At 52.3% G+C, this 279-nt stretch carries 1 rRNA gene; it reads left to right on the forward strand.

The features are described 5' to 3' along the window. Positions 1–279: ribosomal RNA gene (locus tag HUK49_RS10895) — 23S ribosomal RNA — on the forward strand; the annotation flags it as partial.

Below are 279 nucleotides of genomic sequence, written 5' to 3' on the forward strand. Positions count from 1 at the left end.
GTTTCCAGAGGAAGGCTCGTCCGCTCTGGGTTAGTCGGGTCCTAAGCTGAGGCCGACAGGCGTAGGCGATGGATAACAGGTTGATATTCCTGTACCACCATTATTCGTTTTAAGCGATGGGGGGACGCAGTAGGATAGGCGAAGCGTGCTGTTGGAGTGCACGTCCAAGCAGTGAGATTGAGTGTTAGGCAAATCCGGCACTCTTAAGATTGAGCTGTGATGGGGAGAGGAACTTGTTCCTCGAGTCGTTGATTTCACACTGCCGAGAAAAGCCTCTAG

The organism is Limosilactobacillus portuensis (assembly GCF_014838735.1).
GTDB lineage: Bacteria > Bacillota > Bacilli > Lactobacillales > Lactobacillaceae > Limosilactobacillus > Limosilactobacillus portuensis.